General features: G+C 63.1%; 16 protein-coding genes. 14 read left to right on the plus strand and 2 right to left on the minus strand.

What is annotated here, in order from left to right:
• Positions 1–212 precede the first annotated feature (212 nt).
• The 14 genes from flhA (at position 213) to ACODS5_RS22820 (ending at position 14,381) form a co-directional block, all read left to right on the plus strand.
• Positions 213–2,342, plus strand: coding sequence for a flagellar biosynthesis protein FlhA (gene flhA / locus ACODS5_RS22755; protein WP_134693808.1), 2,130 nt, complete (start codon positions 213–215; stop codon positions 2,340–2,342).
• A gap of 11 nt (positions 2,343–2,353) precedes the next feature.
• Positions 2,354–3,667, plus strand: coding sequence for a flagellar biosynthesis GTPase FlhF (gene flhF, locus ACODS5_RS22760; RefSeq protein ID WP_134693809.1), 1,314 nt, complete (start codon positions 2,354–2,356; stop codon positions 3,665–3,667).
• Between the two features lie 114 nt (positions 3,668–3,781).
• Positions 3,782–4,615 (plus strand): flagellar synthesis regulator FleN, encoded by an 834-nt coding sequence (fleN, locus tag ACODS5_RS22765; protein WP_016393812.1) that lies wholly within the window; start codon positions 3,782–3,784, stop codon positions 4,613–4,615.
• Positions 4,612–5,352 (plus strand): RNA polymerase sigma factor FliA, encoded by a 741-nt coding sequence (fliA, locus tag ACODS5_RS22770; RefSeq protein WP_134693810.1) that lies wholly within the window; start codon positions 4,612–4,614, stop codon positions 5,350–5,352. Before fleN ends, fliA begins: the two co-directional genes overlap by 4 nt.
• 103 nt (positions 5,353–5,455) lie before the next feature.
• A complete protein-coding gene (locus ACODS5_RS22775; protein WP_134693811.1) occupies positions 5,456–5,830 on the plus strand; it encodes a chemotaxis response regulator CheY in 375 nt (124 codons plus the stop codon).
• Positions 5,831–5,848: 18 nt separating this feature from the next.
• Positions 5,849–6,637, plus strand: coding sequence for a protein phosphatase CheZ (locus tag ACODS5_RS22780; RefSeq protein ID WP_489109715.1), 789 nt, complete (start codon positions 5,849–5,851; stop codon positions 6,635–6,637).
• A 12-nt stretch (positions 6,638–6,649) separates the two neighbouring features.
• On the plus strand, positions 6,650–8,884 hold the full coding sequence (locus ACODS5_RS22785) for a chemotaxis protein CheA (RefSeq protein ID WP_489109716.1): 2,235 nt from the start codon (positions 6,650–6,652) through the stop codon (positions 8,882–8,884).
• 45 nt (positions 8,885–8,929) lie between these two features.
• A complete protein-coding gene (locus ACODS5_RS22790; protein WP_134693814.1) occupies positions 8,930–10,045 on the plus strand; it encodes a protein-glutamate methylesterase/protein-glutamine glutaminase in 1,116 nt (371 codons plus the stop codon).
• Positions 10,045–10,785: a flagellar motor protein gene (locus ACODS5_RS22795; protein ID WP_134693815.1), complete on the plus strand. Its 741-nt coding sequence runs from the start codon at positions 10,045–10,047 to the stop codon at positions 10,783–10,785. The genes ACODS5_RS22790 and ACODS5_RS22795 overlap by 1 nt, the downstream gene beginning before the upstream one ends.
• Positions 10,786–10,788: 3 nt before the next feature.
• Complete coding sequence (motD, locus tag ACODS5_RS22800; protein WP_134693816.1) at positions 10,789–11,646, plus strand: flagellar motor protein MotD; 858 nt, start codon at positions 10,789–10,791, stop codon at positions 11,644–11,646.
• An 82-nt stretch (positions 11,647–11,728) separates the two neighbouring features.
• Positions 11,729–12,517, plus strand: a complete 789-nt coding sequence (locus ACODS5_RS22805) for a ParA family protein (protein ID WP_134693817.1) — start codon at positions 11,729–11,731, stop codon at positions 12,515–12,517.
• Entirely contained in the window at positions 12,517–13,437 is a 921-nt protein-coding gene (locus ACODS5_RS22810; protein ID WP_489109717.1) for a CheW domain-containing protein, read from the plus strand. Before ACODS5_RS22805 ends, ACODS5_RS22810 begins: the two co-directional genes overlap by 1 nt.
• Before the next feature lie 67 nt (positions 13,438–13,504).
• On the plus strand, positions 13,505–13,984 hold the full coding sequence (locus ACODS5_RS22815) for a chemotaxis protein CheW (RefSeq protein ID WP_023630607.1): 480 nt from the start codon (positions 13,505–13,507) through the stop codon (positions 13,982–13,984).
• 1 nt (position 13,985) lies between these two features.
• A complete protein-coding gene (locus ACODS5_RS22820) occupies positions 13,986–14,381 on the plus strand; it encodes a DUF2802 domain-containing protein (protein ID WP_134693819.1) in 396 nt (131 codons plus the stop codon).
• A 37-nt stretch (positions 14,382–14,418) separates the two neighbouring features.
• On the opposite strand, the gene ACODS5_RS22825 is transcribed toward ACODS5_RS22820, so the two are convergent.
• Both ACODS5_RS22825 and ACODS5_RS22830 read right to left on the minus strand, forming a co-directional pair.
• Positions 14,419–17,130, minus strand: a complete 2,712-nt coding sequence (locus ACODS5_RS22825; protein WP_489109718.1) for a dermonecrotic toxin domain-containing protein — start codon at positions 17,128–17,130, stop codon at positions 14,419–14,421.
• 133 nt (positions 17,131–17,263) lie between these two features.
• Positions 17,264–20,011 carry a dermonecrotic toxin domain-containing protein gene (locus ACODS5_RS22830; RefSeq protein WP_489109719.1) on the minus strand — a complete coding sequence of 916 codons (2,748 nt, stop codon included), beginning with the start codon at positions 20,009–20,011 and terminating at the stop codon, positions 17,264–17,266.
• Positions 20,012–20,029: the final 18 nt, after the last annotated feature.

Here is a 20,029-nt window from a genome sequence, read left to right on the forward strand (position 1 = left end):
CCCGCGTGCAAAAGTAGGTCGCCGTAAGGGCGAAAAGGTGACTAAATGTCGACATCATCTACGAATGCGCATAAAAGATACAAAACCCACACTATAAAACCCGAACCCGAACCCCCCAAGAACCCCCCCATCCCCAAAAGTTGGAAAGCTTCTTGCAAAGCCAGCGCCAAGCGCCACCTAGGCGTCAAAGTTTTGCTTGAAGAGGACTCGCGGTGGATCGCACTCAGTTAATCAGCAACGCCCGCAACAACCTGGCCGGTCTCGGCCGGGGCAACCTGGGCGTGCCGCTGCTGCTGCTGGTGATGTTGGCAATGATGATGTTGCCGATACCACCCTTCCTGCTCGACGTATTCTTCACCTTCAACATCGCCCTGTCGATCGTGGTCCTGCTGGTCTGCGTCTACGCCCTGCGGCCGCTGGACTTCGCCGCGTTCCCCACCATCCTGCTGGTGGCGACCCTGTTGCGCCTGGCCCTCAACGTCGCCTCTACCCGCGTGGTCATGCTCCATGGCCAAGAGGGCCACGGCGCCGCGGGCAAGGTGATCCAGGCCTTCGGTGAAGTGGTGATCGGCGGCAACTACGTCGTCGGTGCGGTGGTGTTCGCCATCCTCATGATCATCAACTTCGTGGTGGTGACCAAGGGCGCCGGGCGCATCTCCGAGGTCAGCGCGCGCTTCACCCTCGACGCCATGCCCGGCAAGCAGATGGCCATCGACGCCGACCTCAACGCCGGCCTGATCGACCAGGTGCAGGCCAAGGCGCGCCGCGCCGAAGTCGCTCAGGAGGCCGAGTTCTACGGCTCGATGGACGGTGCCAGCAAGTTCGTTCGCGGTGACGCCATCGCCGGCCTGCTGATCCTGTTCATCAACCTGATCGGCGGCATGCTTATCGGCATGCTGCAGCACGGCATGACCTTCGGCGACGCCGGCAAGGTCTACGCCCTGCTGACCATCGGTGACGGTTTGGTGGCGCAGTTGCCGTCGCTGCTGCTGTCCACCGCCGCCGCGATCATGGTCACCCGCGCCTCGGGCTCCGAGGACATGGGCAAGCTGATCAACCGGCAGATGTTCGATTCGCCCAAGGCCCTGGCGGTTTCCGGGGCGCTGATGATCGTCATGGGCCTGGTGCCAGGCATGCCGCACGTTGCCTTCCTCAGTCTCGGAGCGTTGGCCGGTGGTGGCGCTTACCTGGTCTGGAAGAAGCAGCAGAAGGCCAAGGTGGTTGCGCTGGAGGAAGCCCAGCGCCAGCAGGACCTGCTGCCCTCGCCGCAGCGTGCCATGGAAACCAAGGAGCTGGGCTGGGACGACGTCACCCCCATCGACATGATCGGCCTGGAGGTCGGCTACCGCCTGATCCCGCTGGTCGACCGCAACCAGGGTGGCCAGTTGCTGGCGCGCATCAAGGGCGTGCGCAAGAAGCTTTCCCAGGACCTGGGCTTCCTCATGCCCACCGTGCATATTCGCGACAACCTCGACCTGGCCCCCAGCGCCTACCGCCTGACCCTGATGGGGGTGATCCTGGCCGAGGCCGAGATCTACCCGGACCGGGAACTGGCGATCAACCCCGGCCAGGTGTTCGGCACCCTCAACGGCATCGCCGCGCACGACCCGGCATTCGGCCTGGAGGCGGTGTGGATCGACGTTGGCCAGCGTGCCCAGGCGCAGTCATTGGGCTACACCGTGGTGGACGCCAGTACCGTGGTCGCCACTCACCTCAACCAGATCCTGCAGAAGCACTGCCATGAACTGATCGGGCATGAGGAAGTGCAGCAATTGCTGCAGGTGCTGGCCAAGGTCTCGCCGAAACTGGCCGAGGAAGTGGTGCCGGGTGTCATTTCATTGTCGGGCCTGCTCAAGGTGTTGCAGGCGTTGCTTGCCGAGCAGGTGCCGGTGCGCGACATCCGCAGTATTGCCGAAGCCATCGCCAACAATGCAAACAAGAGTCAAGATACCGCCGCGCTCGTGGCGGCGGTACGTGTCGGATTGTGTCGCGCCATCGTGCAAAGCATTGTCGGCGTTGAGTCCGAGCTGCCTGTAATCACCTTGGAACCAAGGTTGGAACAGATTTTGCTCAATAGTTTGCAAAGGGCCGGGCAAGGTCAGGAAGACGGTGTTCTTCTTGAACCAAGCATGGCCGAAAAGCTTCAGCGTTCGTTGATCGAAGCCGCCCAGCGCCAGGAAGTGCAGGGCCAGCCGGCCATCCTCCTGGTTGCCGGCCCGATCCGCGCCATGCTGTCGCGCTTCGGTCGCCTGGCTGTACCGAATTTGCATGTTTTGGCGTATCAGGAAATACCTGACAACAAGCAAGTCACCATCGTTGCCACCGTGGGCCCCAATGGCTGAGGTAGTGGGTTATGCAAGTTAAGCGTTTTTTCGCCGCCGATATGCGTCAGGCCATGAAGCTGGTCCGTGATGAGCTCGGCTCCGACGCCGCCATCATCGGCAACCGGCGCATCGCTGGCGGTGTCGAACTGACGGCTGCGCTGGACTACAAACTGTCCGCCCTGGCCCCGCGCGTACCCAACGTCGAGCTGGAGGACGAGCTGCGCAAGACCCAGTCGCGCATCGTTACCGCTCAGGCCGAACTGAGCGGCCGTGGCGAGGCGGGCGAGGGCGGTAACCGCCAATTGTTTGCCGGCCAGTCGCTGACCGCGTCCGAGCCGCTGATCGAGCCGCAGGTCGATGAGCCCGCGCCAGTAGCCGCTCCGGCCGCCGCAGCGGTCGACCCACGCCTTTTCGATGCCATGCGCTTCGAACTCAATGGCCTGCGCGAGCTGCTCGAAGTCCAGCTCGGTTCGCTGGCCTGGAGCCAACTGCAGGGCAGCAAGCCGCAGCAGGCCAATCTCTGGCGCCGCCTGCAGCGCCTGGGCCTGTCTGGTGGCCTGGCTCGCGAGCTGCTCGAGCTCACCGCCGAAATCGAAGAACCGCGCCAAGCCTGGCGCATGGTCCTGGCGCACCTGGCGCGGATGATCGACGTGCCCGAGATCGAACCCATCGAAGAAGGCGGGGTGATCGCCATGGTCGGCCCGGCCGGCATGGGCAAGACCACCACCCTGGCCAAGCTGGCCGCGCGCTATGTGCTCAAGTACGGCGCGAACAACCTGGCGCTGGTGAGCATGGACAGCTTCCGCATCGGCGCCCAGGAACAGCTCAAGACCCTGGGGCGGATCCTCAACGTGCCGGTCACCTACGTCGACCCGGGCGAGTCGTTGGCCCAGGCCCTGGAACCATTGCTGCGCAAGCGCGTGGTGCTGATCGACACCGCCGGCCTGCAGGCCAGCGACCCGGCCCTGCGCATGCAGCTGGAAACCCTGGCCGGGCGCGGTATCGCCGCCAAGAATTACCTGGTGCTGGCAACCACCAGCCAGAAACAGGTGCTCACCGCCGCCTACCACAGCTACAAGCGCTGCGGCCTGGCCGGGTGCATCCTGACCAAACTGGACGAAACGGCCTGCCTCGGCGAAGTGCTGAGCCTGGCCATTCGTCACGAACTGCCGGTGGCCTATCTGACCGATGGCCCACGCATTCCCGACGACCTGCAATTACCGCGCAAGCACCAGTTGGTGAGCCGCGCGGTCAGCGTGCAGCTGCAGGACGAGCCCAGCGACGAGGCCATGGCCGACATGTTCGCTGATCTGTACCACAACCCTGGCAAGCGCGCGGGTTGAGGGTGAATACTGTGCAAAGTACCTACATCATGGGGTTGTCCGGCCGGACCGTGGCCTTGACTGTTCAGCCCCTCATGTGGCCTGGGTCCAAGCGAGACAAGGTAAAGAACAGACATGGGTAGCATGCATCCCGTACAGGTGATCGCCGTGACCGGTGGCAAAGGTGGCGTCGGCAAGACTAACGTTTCAGTGAACCTGTCCCTAGCGCTGGCCGAGCTCGGCCGTAGGGTCATGTTGCTGGACGCCGACCTGGGCCTGGCCAATGTGGACGTGCTGCTGGGGCTCACGCCCAAGCGCACCCTTGCCGATGTCATCGAGGGCCGCTGCGAGCTGCGCGACGTGCTGTTGCAGGGGCCGGGTGGTGTGCGCATCGTGCCGGCGGCCTCCGGCACGCAAAGCATGGTGCACCTGGCGCCGGCGCAGCATGCCGGGCTGATCCAGGCTTTCAGCGAGATCGGCGACAACCTCGACGTGCTGGTGATCGACACCGCCGCAGGGATCGGTGACTCTGTGGTCAGCTTCGTTCGCGCCGCCCAGGAAGTGCTGCTGGTGGTGTGCGACGAACCCACCTCGATAACCGACGCCTACGCCCTGATCAAGCTGCTCAACCGCGATTACGGCATGAACCGCTTCCGCGTGCTGGCCAACATGGCCCAGAGCCCGCAGGAAGGCCGCAACCTTTTCGCCAAGTTGACCAAGGTCACGGATCGCTTCCTCGACGTCGCCCTACAATACGTCGGCGCCGTGCCTTACGACGAATGCGTGCGCAAGGCGGTGCAGAAGCAGCGAGCAGTCTATGAGGCCTTCCCTCGGTCCAAGTGCGCGCTGGCCTTCAAGGCCATTGCGCAGAAGGTCGACAGCTGGCCGCTGCCTGCCAACCCGCGGGGCCACCTGGAGTTCTTCGTCGAGCGCCTGGTGCAACCCACCAGCGCAGGGCCCGTGCTATGAACGCGAGCGGTTTCAAGATGTACAGCAAGGCGGCGAAGGACGCCCAGTACGAGCTGGTTGAACGCTACGCGCCGCTGGTCAAGCGCATCGCCTACCACCTGCTGGCGCGGCTGCCGGCCAATGTCCAGGTCGAGGACCTGATCCAGGCTGGCATGATCGGCCTGCTGGAAGTGGCCAACAAGTACGACGCCAGCAAGGGTGCCAGTTTCGAGACCTACGCCGGTATTCGTATCCGTGGCGCCATGCTCGACGAGGTGCGCAAGGGCGATTGGGCGCCGCGTTCGGTGCACCGCAACACGCGCATGGTCAGCGATGCGATTCGCTGTGTTGAAGCAAAGACCGGTCGCGACGCTAAAGATCACGAGGTTGCTGCCGAACTCCAATTGAGTCTCGATGATTACTACGGGATTCTGAACGACACCTTGGGCAGCCGCCTGTTCAGTTTCGACGACCTGCTACAGGACGGCGAACACGAAGGGCTGCATGAGGACGGAGCCAGCGGCCAGCTGGAGCCATCGCGGGACCTGGAGGACGAGCGCTTCCAGGCCGCCCTGGCCGATGCCATCGCCAACCTGCCGGAGCGCGAGCGCCTGGTCCTGGCGCTGTACTACGACGAAGAACTGAACCTCAAGGAAATCGGTGAGGTGCTGGGGGTCAGCGAGTCGCGTGTCAGCCAGTTGCACAGCCAATGCGCGGCACGTCTGCGCAGCCGTCTGGGTGAATGGCGGGCGCGTTGAGCCAAGGTTTGATGCAGTCGTATTTTGTGGTGCCGAATTGATTGACTGCGCGCTCGGCGCCGAGCGCGTTTAAGACTGCTTGGAGGTCTAATTGAACAAAGACATGAAAATCCTCATCGTTGACGATTTTTCGACGATGCGGCGGATCATCAAGAACCTGTTGCGTGATCTGGGCTTCACCAATACCGAAGAGGCCGACGACGGCACCACGGCACTGCCGATGCTCGAAGCCGGGCATTACGACTTCCTGGTGACCGACTGGAACATGCCTGGCATGTCCGGTATCGACCTGCTGCGCAAGGTGCGTGCCCACGATCGTCTCAAGGGCATGCCCGTGCTGATGGTGACTGCCGAGGCCAAGCGCGACCAGATCATCGAGGCGGCCCAGGCCGGCGTCAATGGCTATGTGGTCAAGCCTTTCACCGCCCAGGTGCTCAAAGAAAAGATCGAGAAGATCTTCGAACGCGTCAACGGCTGAGTCACGTCAGGGGGCGCCATGGAGTCAATCAACAACTCGCTGGGTGAGTTCGAATCAACCCTGAAGAAGCATGCCCAGGAGCTGGTCGAGAGCCTTGAGCGCGGCCGGTTCGGCGAGGCCGTGCAACTGATCCACCAACTGAACCAGACCCGCGACCGCGGTCTGTACCAGGAAGTGGGCAAGCTCACTCGCGAGCTGCACAGCGCGATCGTCAGCTTCCAGATCGACCCGGCGATGCCGCAGGCCGAGGAAGTCTCGCAGATCACCGATGCCACCGAGCGCCTCTCCTACGTGGTGCGTCTCACCGAAGGTGCCGCCAACCGCACCATGGACCTGGTGGAGGAGAGCACCCCGGTGCTCAATGCACTGGCAAGCCAGGCCCAGGACCTGTCCGCCGACTGGCAGCGCTTCATGCGCCGCGAAGTGGCGGCGCCGGAATTCCGCGAGCTGGTCAAGCGCGTCGACAGTTTCCTGACGCACAGTGCCGAAGGCAACCGCAAGGTCTCGGGCCACCTCAACGACATTCTGCTGGCTCAGGACTATCAGGACCTGACCGGCCAGGTGATCAAGCGGGTGACCGCGCTGGTCACCGAAGTAGAAAGCAATCTGCTCAAGCTCGTGCTGATGGCCAGTCAGGTCGACCGCTTTGCCGGCATCGAACATGACCACCAGCAGCTGCGTGCTGAAAAAGATCAAGAAAAACATCCGACTCGGGGTGAAGGTCCGCAGATTCATGCCGATAAGCGTGAAGACGTCGTGTCCGGTCAGGACGATGTCGATGATCTGCTGTCCAGCCTGGGTTTTTAAGGAGCACGTTTAATGAGCTTCGGCGCCGATGAAGAAATCCTCCAGGATTTCCTGGTAGAAGCCGGCGAAATCCTCGAGCAACTGTCCGAGCAACTGGTCGAGCTGGAAAGCCGGCCCGATGACGCGGACCTGCTCAATGCGATTTTCCGCGGTTTCCACACTGTAAAAGGGGGCGCCGGCTTCCTCCAGCTCAACGAGCTGGTGGAGTGCTGCCATATCGCCGAGAACGTGTTCGACATCCTGCGCAAAGGTGAGCGTCGGGTCGACGCCGAGCTGATGGACGTGGTGCTCGAGGCACTCGACACGGTCAACAGCATGTTCGGCCAGGTGCGCGAGCGCAGCGAAGTGACCCCGGCCACCCCGGAGCTGCTGGCGGCGCTGTCGCGCTTGGCCGAGCCGGGTGGCGCCGAAGCGCCGGCCCCAGTGGTCGAGGCCGAGCCGGTCGCCGAGGTAGCGGCCACCGAGCCCGACATCACCGACACCGAGTTCGAGCAACTGCTCGATTCGCTGGATGCGGTCAAGGCCGAAGCAGCCGTTCACGAGCAGATGCAAGGCGAGCAGGTCACTGGCCAGGGTGACGAAATCACCGACGCCGAGTTCGAGTCGCTGCTCGACCAGTTGCATGGCAAGGGCCAGTTCTCGGCTGAAGCAGCCGTCAGCGAGCCTACGGCCGCGGCGCCGACCAGCGACGAAATCACCGACGATGAGTTCGAATCGTTGCTCGACCAGTTGCACGGCAAGGGCACCTTTGCTGTCGACGCCCTGCCGACTGCCGTGGCGGCGGCCCCGGCGGCGGACAGCGCCGCGCCGGTTGCCGCGGGCGACGAAAATATCAGCGAACACGAATTCGAAGCGCTGCTGGACCAGTTGCACGGCAAGGGCAAGTTCTCCGGCGATGCCGTCGCTGCCGAGGCACCCGCCGCTGCCGTGGCTGCCGCGCCGGCGGCGCCCAAGGCCGAGGTCAAGCCGGTCGCCAAGCCAGCGCCAGCGCCTGCCGCCGCTGCAGCACCGGCTGGCAAACCTGCCGCGCCAGCCCGTGCGCCAGCCGCTGCCGCCGAAAAGCACGGCGCCAGCGAAGCGGAAACCACCGTGCGCGTCGACACCGCGCGCCTGGACGAAATCATGAACATGGTCGGCGAACTGGTGCTGGTGCGTAACCGCCTGGTGCGCCTGGGCCTGAACAGCGGCGACGAGGCCATGTCCAAGGCCGTGTCCAACCTCGACGTGGTCACCGCCGATCTGCAGACCGCGGTCATGAAGACTCGCATGCAGCCGATCAAGAAAGTCTTCGGCCGCTTCCCGCGACTGGTCCGCGACCTGGCCCGCCAGTTGAAGAAAGAGATCAACCTGGAGCTGGTCGGTGAAGAGACCGACCTCGACAAGAACCTGGTCGAGGCCCTGGCCGACCCGTTGGTGCACTTGGTGCGCAACGCCGTCGACCATGGGGTCGAGATGCCCGATGAGCGCGAGGCCTCCGGCAAGGCACGCACCGGCCGCGTGGTGCTGTCCGCCGAGCAGGAGGGCGACCACATCCTGCTGTCGATCTCCGACGACGGCAAGGGCATGGACCCCAGCGTGCTGCGGGCCAAGGCCGTGGAAAAGGGCCTGATGGACAAGGACGCGGCCGATCGCCTGAGCGAGTCGGACTGCTACAACCTGATCTTCGCCCCGGGCTTCTCGACCAAGACCGAGATCTCCGATGTGTCCGGTCGTGGCGTCGGCATGGACGTGGTGAAGACCAAGATTTCCCAGCTCAACGGCTCGATCAACATCTTCTCGGCCAAGGGCCAGGGCTCGAAGATCGTCATCAAGGTGCCGCTGACCCTGGCGATCATGCCGACGTTGATGGTGATGCTGGCCAACCAGGCGTTCGCCTTCCCGCTGGTCAACGTCAACGAGATCTTCCACCTCGACCTGTCGCGCACCAACGTGGTCGATGGCCAGGAAGTGGTGATCGTGCGCGACAAGGCGCTGCCGCTGTTCTACCTCAAGCGCTGGCTGGTCCAGGACCACGAGCACGAGGAACAGCACGAAGGCCATGTGGTGATCCTGTCGGTCGGTACCCAGCGCATTGGCTTCGTGGTCGACCAGCTGGTTGGCCAGGAAGAGGTGGTGATCAAGCCGCTGGGCAAGATGCTGCAGGGGACCCCGGGCATGTCCGGCGCCACCATCACCGGTGACGGGCGCATTGCGCTGATCCTCGACGTACCGAGCATGCTCAAGCGTTACGCCGCCCGGCGTATTTGATTTCGGCGGCGCGCCCTGGCGGGTGCGCCGCCTAATGGAGTGTTTATGGCAGTCAAGGTCCTGGTGGTGGATGATTCTGGTTTCTTCCGCCGCCGTGTCTCGGAAATTCTCTCGGCGGACCCGACGATCCAGGTCGTGGGCACCGCGACCAACGGCAAGGAAGCGATCGACCAGGCGCAGGCGCTCAAGCCTGATGTCATCACCATGGACTACGAAATGCCCATGATGGACGGCATCACCGCGGTGCGGCACATCATGCAGCGCTGCCCGACACCGGTGCTGATGTTCTCCTCGCTCACCCATGAAGGCGCCCGGGTTACCCTCGATGCGCTGGACGCCGGTGCGGTCGACTACCTGCCGAAGAACTTCGAGGACATCTCGCGCAACCCCGAGAAGGTCAAGCAGATGCTGTGCGAAAAGGTCCATACCATCTCGCGCAGCAACCGTCGTTTCAGCGCCTATGCCGCCCCGGCCGCCGCGCCAGCCCCGGCCAGCAGCCATGCCCCGACCAGCAGTTTGGCCAGCAGCGCCCCGGCGCGTACCGCCCCGGCCCGAGCCACGGCACCGGCTGCCGCGCACTCGCCGGCGCCCAAGCGCAAGCCTTACAAGCTGGTGGCCATCGGTACCTCCACCGGTGGCCCGGTGGCCCTGCAGCGCGTGCTCACGCAACTGCCGGCCAGTTTCCCGGCGCCGATCGTGCTGATCCAGCACATGCCGGCGGCTTTCACCAAGGCTTTTGCCGAGCGCCTCGACAAGCTGTGCAAGATCAGCGTCAAGGAAGCCGAGGACGGTGACGTGCTACGCCCAGGCCTGGCTCTGCTCGCCCCTGGCGGCAAGCAGATGATGGTCGACGGCCGCGGCACGGTGAAGATCCTGCCGGGCGATGAGCGCCTGAACTACAAGCCTTGCGTCGACATCACCTTCGGTTCGGCGGCCAAGTCCTATGGCGACAAGGTGCTCTCGGTGGTACTCACCGGCATGGGCGCCGACGGTCGCGAAGGCGCGCGCCTGCTCAAGCAGGGCGGTAGCACCGTATGGGCCCAGGATGAAGCCAGTTGCGTGATCTATGGCATGCCCATGGCCATCGTCAAGGCCAACCTGGCCGATGCCGTGTACAGCCTGGACGAAATCGGCAAGCACCTGGTCGAGGCGTGCGTCTGATGGATGTCCTCAGCCTTATCGGCCTGATCCTCGCCTTTGTCGCCATCGTCGGCGGCAACTTCCTCGAGGGTGGCCATGTCGGCGCGCTGCTCAACGGCCCGGCCGCGCTGATCGTGCTGGGTGGCACGCTGGCGGCGGCGCTGCTGCAGTCGCCGCTGTCGTCGTTCAAGCGCGCCTTGCAGATCGTGCGCTGGATCTTCTTCCCGCCACGGGTCGACCTGGTCGGTGGCATCGACCGGGTGGTGAACTGGAGCCTGACCGCGCGCAAGGAAGGCCTGCTGGGCCTGGAAGGCGTGGCTGACGCCGAGCCCGACCCTTATGCGCGCAAGGGCCTGCAACTGCTGGTCGACGGCGCCGAACCCGAGGCCATCCGCAGCATCCTCGAAGTCGACTTCCTTACCCAGGAAGCCCGCGACATCCAGGCCGCCAAGGTGTTCGAGAGCATGGGCGGCTACGCGCCGACCATCGGCATCATCGGTGCAGTCATGGGCCTGATCCACGTGATGGGTAACCTGGCCGACCCGTCGCAGTTGGGCAACGGTATCGCCGTGGCCTTCGTCGCCACCATCTATGGCGTGGCCAGCGCCAACCTGATCCTGCTGCCGATCGCCAACAAGCTCAAGGCCATCACCCTGCGCCAGTCGCGCTACCGTGAAATGCTCCTCGAGGGCCTGCTGTCGATCGCCGAAGGTGAGAACCCGCGCTCGATCGAGCTGAAGCTGCAAGGCTTCATGGAGTAAGCCATGGCCCGCCGTCGTCATACCGAGGAACATGAAAACCACGAACGCTGGCTGGTGTCGTATGCCGACTTCATCACCCTGTTGTTCGCCTTCTTCGTGGTCATGTACTCGATCTCCTCGATCAACGAGGGTAAGTACAAGGTCATCTCCCAGGCGCTGATCGGGGTGTTCAACGACCCCGATCGGACCATGAAACCGATCCCTATCGGCGAGGAGCGGCCGCTGTCGGTGCGCCCGGCCGAGCCGTTGATCAAGGACAGCGAGCAGACCGACGCGGGCCTGGCGCAAAGCAGCGCCGACCCGCTCAAGACCATCAGCGACGATGTTCGCGATGCCTTCGGCGACCTGATCAAGTCCAACCAGATGACCGTGCGCGGCAACGAGCTGTGGGTCGAGATCGAGCTTAACTCCTCGCTGCTGTTCGCCAGCGCCGATGCCATGCCCAGCGATGTCGCCTTCGAGATCATCGAGAAGGTGGCGAAGATCCTCAAGCCGTTCGCCAACCCGGTGCACGTCGAGGGCTTCACCGACAACCTGCCGATCCGCACCGCCCAGTATCCAACCAACTGGGAACTATCCTCGGCGCGGGCGGCGAGCATCGTCCGCCTGTTGGCCATGGAAGGGGTCAACCCGGCGCGCATGGCATCGGTGGGCTATGGCGAGTACCAGCCGGTGGCCAGCAATGACAGTGCAGAGGGCCGTGCGCGCAACCGCCGCGTGGTCCTGGTGATTTCGCGCAACCTCGAGGTGCGTCGCAGCCTGACCGGCAGCGGCAGCGCCAATGCCACCCCCGATGCCGCGCTGCGCCGGGCTGGCACACAAAGTGCACCAGCCACGCCTGCATCGGTGGCGGGGCAATAACTCGTCAATTCTCTGTCGCCGTGTGCCTGTGGGAGCCGGTTTCCACAGGGTTCGGCGACATTAACGAGTCAAGAGTTGTCCTATGAGAGTCTGGGCAGTAGCCAATCAAAAAGGTGGCGTCGGCAAGACCACCACCACCATCGCTCTGGCCGGCCTGCTGGCCGAGGCGGGCAAGCGCGTGGTCGTGGTCGACCTGGACCCCCACGGCTCGATGACCAGTTACTTCGGGCATAACCCCGACGCGCTCGAGCACAGTTGCTATGACCTGTTCCTGCACAAGGGCACGGTGCCCGAGGGCCTGCCCGGCCAGTTGCTGCTGCCCACCAGCGACGAGCGCATCTCGCTGTTGCCGTCGAGCACCGCGTTGGCAGTGCTGGAGCGCCAGTCGCCGGGGCAAAGCGGCCTGGGCCTGGTGATCGCCAAGAGTCTGGCGCAGCTGTGGCAGGATTTCGACTTCGCCTTGATCGACAGCCCACCCTTGCTCGGTGTGCTGATGGTCAACGCCCTGGCCGCGAGCCAGCAGCTGGTGATCCCGGTGCAGACCGAGTTCCTTGCGGTCAAGGGCCTGGAGCGCATGGTCGGGACCCTGGGCATGATCAACCGCTCGCGCAAGCAGGCGCTGCCGTATCAGATCGTGCCGACGCTGTTCGACCGCCGCACCCAGGCCTCGCTGGGCACGCTGAAAGTGCTGCGCGACACTTATGGCGAGCAGGTCTGGCAGGGTTACATTCCGGTTGATACACGTCTGCGCGACGCCAGCCGCAACGGCGTCACGCCGTCGCAGTTCGATGGCAAGAGCCGTGGCGTGGTGGCCTACCGGGCGCTGCTCAAGCACCTGCTCACCTACCGTTCTACCTTGCAGGTGGCGTGATGAACCAGGCCCGGCCTATCACCAGCAAGCCCCAGATGGCCCTGCAGTCCTACCTCGACGGATTGCTGCAGGAAGCCACCGAGACATTCGACCTGCCGGAGCAAGCACCGGCAGTCACCGCGCCTGCGCTGGAAGCGGCGCCCAGCGATGACTTCGAGGCGGCCGTCCGTGAGGAGCAGGCCCGCGACGCCCAGCGTCAAGACGTTCCCTCGTCAGTGCTGGCACGGCCGTTCGCCGAGCCGCAAGCCAAAATCTTGCCCACCGTTCTGCCCCCGGTGCCCCCTGTAGAGGCGCCGGTGGTCAGCGTGGCGGAAACCAGCGTGGTGGCCGAAGCCAGTATTGCGCGACCCACCGAAGCCCCGGCCGCCGAGTTGGTGGCGCCGCTGGTCGAGCTGCATGCCCCGGTCGCGCCTGCTGCGCCGACCCCGCCGGTGACGGTCGATGGGCGTCCGGCCTGGGCCGCCGAGCCATTCGAATGCCTGCTGTTCGACGTGGCTGGCCTGACCTTGGCGGTACCCCTGGTCTGCCTCGGTTCGATCTACACCCTGGCCGGGCAGGAGCTGACACCGTTGTTCGGCCAACCGGACTGGTTCCTCGGCATTCTCACTTGCCAGGCGGGCAACCTCAAGGTGCTCGACACGGCGCGTTGGGTCATGCCCGACCGCTACCGCGACGATTTTCGTCAGGGCCTGCAGTACGTGATTTCCGTGCAGGGCTATGAATGGGGCTTGGCGGTCCACCAGGTCAGCCGTTCGCTGCGCCTGGACCCGAACGAGATCAAGTGGCGCAGCCAGCGCGGGCAACGCCCGTGGCTGGCCGGCACGGTGATTGAACACATGTGCGCGCTGCTCGATGTGGCCGAACTGGCCGAGCTGATCGCCAGTGGCGCGGTCAAGCAGATGAACACCAAACACAACTGAATCAACGCCGCTACTGCCGCGGCTACACAGAGCACACCGCCAAAGGCGGGTTTAGAGGGCTAGGGGAATGAAAAAGTCGTCTGCACAAGGTTCCGAAGATCCGATCCTGCAATGGGTCACCTTCCGTCTGGACAACGAGTCCTACGGCATCAATGTGATGCAGGTACAGGAAGTGTTGCGCTACACCGAGATCGCTCCGGTGCCAGGTGCGCCGAGCTACGTGCTGGGCATCATCAACCTGCGCGGCAACGTGGTGACGGTGATCGACACCCGCCAGCGCTTCGGCCTGATGTCCAGCGAAGTCACCGACAACACCCGCATCGTCATCATCGAGGCGGACAAGCAGGTGGTCGGTATCCTAGTCGACAGCGTCGCTGAAGTGGTGTACCTGCGTCAGTCGGAGATCGAGACCGCGCCGAATGTTGGCAACGAAGAGTCGGCCAAGTTCATCCAGGGCGTTTGCAACAAGAACGGCGAGCTGCTGATCCTGGTCGAACTGGACAAGATGATGACCGAGGAAGAGTGGTCCGAGCTGGAGAACATCTGAGTTGATCTTCGAGGTTGCTGTCATCTTCCTGGCGCTGCTCTGGGCGCTGAGCCTGTGGTTTTTCCTCAACTACAGCAAGCGCCAGCGTGAGCTGGCCGCCCAGCAGGCCGAGGGCGATGCGCTGCGCGACCAGCGCATCAAGGACCTGGCCAAGCGCCTGGACGATTACCAGAACGGCACCGTGCGCATGGGCGAGGCGATCCATGAACTGCGCGCGGTGGTCGCGCCGCTGCCCGAGAAGTTGCAGCAACTCGAGCAGCGCGACCCCAACAGCGTCACCTTCACCCAGGCGGCCAAGCTGGTGGTGATGGGCGCCAGCGTCGAAGAGCTGACCCAGACCTGCGGCTTGACCCAGGCCGAGGCGCAGCTGATGAGCAAGCTGCACCGCGGCGAGTGACGAACCGGGCGACTTTAGTCGCCCGGTTTTTTCAGGGTCAGCTCCAGGAATGCGCGTTGCCGATGTCCACGAGGGCGCTAAGCGCCTGGTCTCTTTTCTCGGCGGCATCAATGTCGCCGAACGGCTCGGCCATGAGGAAGCGGAAGTTGCGTTGAGGCATTGATCTCAGCTTGGCAATCTGTCGCAGAATGCGCAGCCGGGACAGTTCCTCGTTATCTACATCGTCAATCACGTCGTTCAGCAGGCGAGGTCCTGTCATTCTGCTCAACTCCTTGACGTACTCTTCGTAGCCGGCTTGCCCTTGTAGCGGCCTGCTGTCATAGAAATCTGGCCTGTCGAGGAAGCGTTCGCGCATCACCTCGGAGATTCTTTCCAGGGTGTAGTTGTCCGCATGGCTTCCGATTATGCTGGTGCCGTACTCCAGATACATGCCCATGAGGTCGTTACTCATCGGGGCGCTTAGCACCAACCCTTCCTGAGTCGTTCTCAAGATGGTCGAGGCGATCAGTGCCTTGGTGTCCAGATTGTTCGTGGCGATCTGCAAGGTATCATCGACATCCATGTAAATTCCGCCTTCCGCATTGAGTAGCGGGTAACGGAGTACGTCACAGGCCGAGGCGAAGTGTTTCATCTCAATGGCCTTTTTGTATTGGGCGTGGTACTCGGTATCCTTGAAGTCTTTGAAGGGTTGTTCGTCTTCCAGCTTCAATATCTCCAGCGTGTCGCTGTATTGCGCCAAGTTTGTCTCGTTGCTGGCGAATGCCAGTGGGTTTTCCGCTGACAGATACAGCCGATAGCGATATTGGGTGCCTCGCAAGCGTTCGACGTTGGTGCCGACAGTTTTCAGCAGGTCTTCAGGAATCACATTGTCACCCACCCAGATACTGATGATTGTCTTGGGCAGTACTTTCAGTTCGGTGCCGGTGACCGCTGGAATTTCGATCGGCAGCTGCAAGTCGATACCGAGAGCACGCAGTGTCTTCATGCGCATCTCGTTTGTAACCAGGCGGTTGGTGCCCTCCAACGCAACCAGACCGTTGCTTTGATGAGTGACTTGATAGAATGTCGGCTGCCTTTTTTCGGCATCCGACTCGAGAGTGAATGCGTCGTGTTCGCTGTCGTACCGTACAACGACCTTGCGTTCGTCCAGGACTGCTTCCAAGCGCGTGGCGCCAGTTTCTTCATCAATGACTCTGTTTACCCACTGAGCTACGGGGCTATCTCCCGCAGACACGGTTGGCAATGGGAATGAGGGGCGAGAGAAGTAGCGTGCCGGGCCATCTTCCGGTAACCGGGGAGGGTCCATGGGGCTCAGGGAGTAGCCCACCTGATCGTTCACTCGCGTCGGCAGGACGAATCGCCAGTTTTTGCCTGGGAACAGGACTTGCGCGCGGGTCGCCAGTAGCAAGGGCAGCGGTGCGGCATTTAGCAGGCCGAAGGTGATGTTGCTCACGCCGCCAGCCTTGTCCTCGGGCGTCTTGCCGTTGATTGTCTGATCAAGCCCCAGGCCGAACTGCACGATACCTCCGACGGCCAGCAGCGGTATGAGTTCAGGAACCACTAGCGCCAAGGGCGCCAGCAGATTGATCGAGGTCGTCAGGTAGTCACGCCAGCGGGCTTTGGTCACTTGCGCCTTGCTGGTGATCATAAAGTCGGCGTCGGCATAGCTGCGTTTGCGCTGACTCAGTGTGAGGGCTTCGAACAAGTCACCCACGAGCAATGGGCTGTACTTGGGAAGCTTGTAGTTCACGTAGTCCCTGGGGGGCCAAGGACCATCGACGGTAAAACCTGGTCGGTTGGGCGATCGAGTGTGAAAGTGCGGGTAAGTGCCAAGGCCGTCCAGTGCGGTATCCAGCCCACTGAAGTCCAGGCCGTCGGGTGTATCGGCTAGTTTGAAGTACTGACGCAGGCGTTGGCGTTTTTTGCTGTCGCGGCACTGCTCGCCGAACCAGTCTTGCAGGGCGGTCATGCCGTCGAACTCATGGAAGGGCGATGAATTGCCCGGCAGATACACCAGTATCTGCGACTGTTGCGGGTCGGTGATCTGGATCAGGTCGGTTGCGGTGTAGCCATAGACGTTCAAGGGCCTGATCTCCAAGCCAGGATCTCGCGGCATGAGCCCTGCAGCCTGCCAGGCCAGTTGGCGACCAGCGTCGCTCAATGAGCCTTCCTGGACTTGTTTGTTGCAAGCGGCGATGAAACTCATCTGCAAAGATTGCCGATGGGTTTCCTGAGCATTTCTCCAGTAATTGTCCAGCAGCTTGGAGAAATGTGTATGGAAATCCAGGTTCCAGATGTACCGCTGCATGGCCTCGACATCGAGCGGCAGATGTGTGGTGCTGTCGTAGCGTGCGGGAGTGGTCCTGCGGAACAGACCGTTGAACACCGCGAAACGGGAGCTGTTGTCCAATGCTCCTGATTCAGGCAAGTGCTCGACAATAGCCAATGGGCCACTTGGAAAATGGCCAGCCCAGTGGCCAGGGAGCCATTGGCCAATCCAGTTCTTGTCGGTCTCTCCTTGCCAGTTGGATAGAAGCGCCTGGGTGAGGGAAACGCGTTGGGCGATTACAGCTTGGTTGCCACGGTAGTGCAGGGTAACCACGTCGATCTGCTCGGGGTCGAGGTCATGGCCTTGCTGTTGAGCCCATTTACGAATAGCAGCAGAAGCGAGCTGGTCAGGGCGAGGAATGTGTTGCAAGTGGTCGCGGATGAACTGTTCGCCCGCGTCGTTTACGAATGTGGAGGCCATGGGGGTGCACTTATACGAAGAATGAGCCGCCACGGTAGCGAAGGAGTGGGCGTGAATTGTTGTACATACTTACCACTCCGATCTGCGGGAGGAGGGCTTCGTGCGCCTCGCTCCCGCGAGCCATGCCGGTGACTCAGGGCTTGGCCCAGGCGTGATTCCCTCCCACACGTACTAGTCGGTTGAATGGCAATAATTGCCGCGAGACCGCCCGATAACGGTCCAGGTCCACGTACAGGCCGGCGTTGATGCGGGGCATCTGGTACAGATTGGTGATCTGTCTCAGCAGCTTCAGCGTCGGCAGGTGCCGGTCGACCACGTCGGTGAGCAGCCCGGGGCCGGTCAGGCGGTTGAGTTTGCCGGCATAGAGATAGAAGCCCTGCGGGTCCTGGCGCAGGCTGGGGCGGCTGGCATAGAAGCCTGGTTCGGCCAGGTAGCGGCTGCGCATTTCCTCGCTGATCGCCCGCAATGTCGGGTTGTTGGCGTGGCTGCCGATCACGCTGGTATTGAACTGGCAGTTCATGCCGAGCTTTTCATTGGACATCGGCGGGAACAGCAGCAGCCCGTCGTCGCGGGTGCTTAGCTCGACTTGCTCGATGGCTTCGCCGGGTTTGCCGAATGGTTTGCCGGCGGCGACGTGCGGATACTCAACCACCGTCAGCAGGCTGTCGTCCACGTCCATGTAGATGCCCCCTTCGCTATCGAGCATTGGATAACGCAGTACATCCGAGGCTGACGAGAAGTTGCCGCCAGCAATTGCGGCTTGGTACTGGGCATGGTAAGGGCCATCTCGAAAACTGATGAACCAGGGTTGTTGTTCCAGGGTCAGCACTTGCACGCCGGGTGCATGCATGCCCAGTAGGCGCAGGTTTTCGGCGTGGGCGTCAGCGTTGGCCTGGGACAGATAAAGGCGCAGGTTGTAGGTAGTGTCATTCAAACGTTCGGCGTTGTTGCCCAGGTTGGTCAGCAATGGCGCGTCGATGACCTTGTCGCCTACCCAGAGGCTGAGGAACTGCCGTGGAATTGGCCGCATGCCGGTGGTTGGCACGTCAGGTATCGCCACCGGCAGTTGCAGGTCCACGCCGAGTGCGCGCAGGGTGGCGATGCGCATCGGATCGGTGACGACCCGGTTACGCAGGTTCACCTGCAGCAGGTCGCGGCGTCCGGCCTGGGGAATGTAATGGGTCGGGTCGACTTCGTTGAGGTCGCCCTCGAAGATGAAGCTGTCACTCTCCAGGTCGTAGACCATCTCTGCGTTGTAGCCACCCACGGAGGCGGCCAGCAGGTCAGGCGTCCCGTCGTAGCGGGGTACCCGGTCGATGGCTGCATAGGTAGCGGCATCGGCACCCGGGATCGATGCGATGGCATCGGGGATATGAAAGTAAGGCGCGATCTCGTCGACCGGCAGGTGCGGTGGCGAGACTGGACTCAGGGGGTATCCCAAGCGACCGTTGACCCCCTGGGGCGCGATGAAACCCTCGTTCTTGACGCGGTATAGCGCTACCTCGCGGGTCAGCGCGGCGTGCGCCAGCGGCAGGGCATTGAGCAGGCCGAAGGTGGCGTTGCCCACGCCCGCGGCGCGTTCCTGCTGGCCATGAGCATTGATGGCCTGGTCCAGGCCCAGGCCGAACTGGGCGATGCCGCCCAACGCGAATATGGGTGCTAGTTCCGGCACCACGATGGCCAGCGGAGCTAGCAGGTTGATCGCCGAGCTCAGGTAGCCACGCCAGCGAGCTTTGCTCACTTCGCCGTTGCTGGTGATACGGTAGTCGGCATCCTCGTAGCTGCGCTTGCGTTGTTGCCGGGTCAGGGCGAGGAACAGGTCGTCCGCGATCAGCGGGCTGTACTGGTCGGCCTTGTAGTTGACGTAGGTGTGCGGATGCCAAAGGCCTTCGGCGGTGAACCCCGGGCGGTTGCTGGACAGGTGGTTGGGCGCGGGGTACAGGCCAAGCCCGTCCAGCGCGGTGGACAGACCGCTGAAGTCGAGGCCGTCGGGCACATCGGCCAGGGCGAAGTGCTGTTGCAAAGCGGCGCGGGTGCCGGGGTTGCGGCACTGGCTGGCGACCCAGTCCTGCAGCGCGCTGGGGCTGGCGAAAGCATGCAGTGGCGCGGCGTTGCCAGGGATGTAGAGCAGAGTCAGGCCGCTGGCCGGGTCGCTGATCTGCAGCAGGTCGGTGGCGGCATAGCCATAGATGTTGAGAAAGCGCAGGTGCAACGGTGTGGGCGCCTGCTCCAGCCCCGCCGCGCGCCAGGCGAGCCGGCGCGCCCGGTCGTCGAGGCTGCCTTCGGCGACCTGGCGGTTACAGGCGGTGATGAAAGCGATCTTCGCCGCCAGGCGGTGACTGCTCGCGCGGCGCCGCCAGTAGGTATCCAGCATGGTCTTGTAGGTACTGTGCAAGTCGAGGTCCCAGATGAACTGCTGGAAATCTTCCGCCGCGAGCGCGACATGAGTACGGGCGCTGTACTCGCTGGGGACGGTCTGGCGGAAAAGACCGTTGTAGATGCCGTAGGCGCTAGCGTTGGACAGCGGCTTCGGCGGGTCGAGCTGGTCGACCAGGGTGATGCGTTGGCTGTCCGGAAAGCTCCCGGCCCAGGGCCTGCCGAGCGCGGCACCGAGGAGGTTGTTGCTGGACTCGCCTTGCCAGTTGGCCAGCACCGCCTGGGTCAGTGTCATTTTCTGTTGCACGACCCCAACCTCGCCAATGCCGTGGCGCCATTGATGGTGCAGCACGACCACATCGGTACGGTCGGGGTCCAGGGTTTGCCCGCGGCGAGCGGCCCAGTTGCGGATGGCCGTGGCCGCGGCGCGATCAGGGCGAGGGAAGTCCTTGAGGTGGTCGCTTACAAAGCGTACACCGGCATTGCTGACGTAACGGCTGTTCATCGTGGTGACCCAGCATGG

It is taken from the genome of Pseudomonas sp. FG47 (genome assembly GCF_057809115.1).